This is a genomic window from Pseudomonas sp. (assembly GCF_049590575.1).
Taxonomy (GTDB): domain Bacteria; phylum Pseudomonadota; class Gammaproteobacteria; order Pseudomonadales; family Pseudomonadaceae; genus Aquipseudomonas.
The window spans coordinates 1-1,737 of sequence record NZ_JBAWDE010000207.1 but is presented as its reverse complement, the minus strand read 5'-3'; the positions used below and the strand labels follow the sequence as shown (position 1 = coordinate 1,737).

Annotated in this window: 1 protein-coding gene and 1 pseudogene; both read right to left on the bottom strand. The window is 63.7% G+C overall.

What is annotated here, in order from left to right:
* Positions 1-164 (bottom strand): annotated as a pseudogene (locus WBR57_RS13770) (sugar kinase); the annotation flags it as partial.
* The gene (locus WBR57_RS13765; RefSeq protein WP_424084283.1) at positions 157-1,623 is read right to left on the bottom strand and encodes a purine-cytosine permease family protein; all 1,467 of its coding nucleotides are present in this window, start codon (positions 1,621-1,623) and stop codon (positions 157-159) included. The gene WBR57_RS13765 and the pseudogene WBR57_RS13770, both read right to left, overlap by 8 nt.
* Between the last annotated feature and the right edge of the window lie 114 nt (positions 1,624-1,737).

Genomic DNA, 1,737 nt, shown 5'->3' with positions numbered 1-1,737 from the left:
ACCACCGGCAAGCCATTGCGCCGCGCGGCCGCCATGACGTTGAAGCCCCCGCCGGCTTCGAAGCTGGCGGATTGCGCCAGCACATCACCGCCGGTCGCAGGCAGGGTATCGAGGGCCATGACCAGGTCGACGATGACCTGGCCGGTGTGCAGCAATCTAGACATTAGGGCGCTCTACTAAAGCCGGACGACGGTCAGCCGCGCCGCCCAGTGCCGCATAAATCCCGCCGGCGACCAGGAAGGTGACGATCCAGCCCAGGCCGTTGTGGCCCAGCCAGGAGTCGGACAAAGGCCCGGCGAACCAGATATTTTCGGCGGTAGTGCCGATGGTGGTGAAGCTGAAACCCAGCACGATGGCCACGGCCCAGGCGCCAAATGCACGCCATTCCACCCCGCCGCGGTACCAGTAGGCGCTGCTGGGGCTCACGTCCAGCAGGTCCTTGGGGCTGTAATAGTGGCGATGAATCAGGTCGACCACGAAGATCCCGACCCACGCAGTGATCGGCACGGCGAGCAACGAAATAAAGGTGATGAACGGGCCGTAGAAGCTGTCGGCGATCAGCATGAAGTAAATCGAACCGGCGAAGATCGCCACGATATCGACGATCACCGCGTGCACGCGCTTGACCTTCAAGCCGAGGGTCAAGGTGGTGAGACCAGCCGAATACACCGACAGGTTGTTCGACAACAGCAAGCCACCAAAGGCGGTGATCAGGTACGGCACGGCCATCCAGGTCGGCAGCATGTCGCGGATCGCGATGATCGGGTCAGTCGCCGAGGCCAGGCCGTTGTTGCCCACCGACAGCAAGCCGCCGAGGGTGATCAGCAACACCAGCGGGATACCCGCACCGAACGCGGCGGACGCTACCAGGCGCACGGCCTTGACGCTGCGATGCTGGTAGCGCGACATATCGGCACCCGCATTGGCCCAGCCGATGCCGGTGCCGGCGGCCATGGTGCCGACGCCGATGATCATCGCACTCAGCGGTGCAGGGGTGGCGTTGAACACCGCGCTCCAGTCGATGGTGGCGCAGAGGAAGCCGCCGACCAGGATATTCAAGGCGCCGAACACGTAGGTCGCCCACTTCTGGATCACCAGCAAGGTGGCGTGGCCCAGGCCTGACACGGCCAGGGTCAGCAGCACAAAGATGGCGATGAAGATCAGGGTCAGCACCGGAGCGCTTTTGGCCTCGACCGGCGAGCCGAACAGGATCGAACACAACGACAACAGCACAAAGGCCGCGGTGGTGGTGTTGACGGTTTCCCAGCCCAGGCGTGACATCAGCGACACCAGGGTCGGGCCGATATTGCCGCGCACGCCGAAGATCGCGCGGGACAAGGTCAGGCTCGGTGCGCGGCCACGGCGCCCGGCAATCGAGATGATGCCGACCACCGCGAACGACCCGGCGGCGCCAAGGATCGCCACGATGATCGCCTGCCAGATCGCCAGCCCGCGAAACGCCACCAGGGTCGCGCCCAGCGGCAAGCCGAGGATGCTGATATTGGCGGCGAACCACACCCAGAACAGTTGCAGGGGATGACCGTTGCACTCGCTTTCGGGGACCGGTTCGATACCGCGTGTTTCCAGTTGTCCGGCGCTTTGGCCGGAAGACGTGCTGCTCATGAGGGGTGCTCCTGATGCCTGTATTGTTGTGGTTGTGGCAGGTGTGCAAAGTGAACCTTTACTCGGTCTCCATGACTCGATGCGATTAACTGTGGGAGCGGGCTTGCTCGCGAA

Excerpts from the sequence above, each read along its gene's own strand:
- WBR57_RS13765 (WP_424084283.1), bottom strand. The coding sequence starts at position 1,623 with ATGAGCAGCACGTCTTCCGGCCAAAGCGCCGGACAACTGGAAACACGC.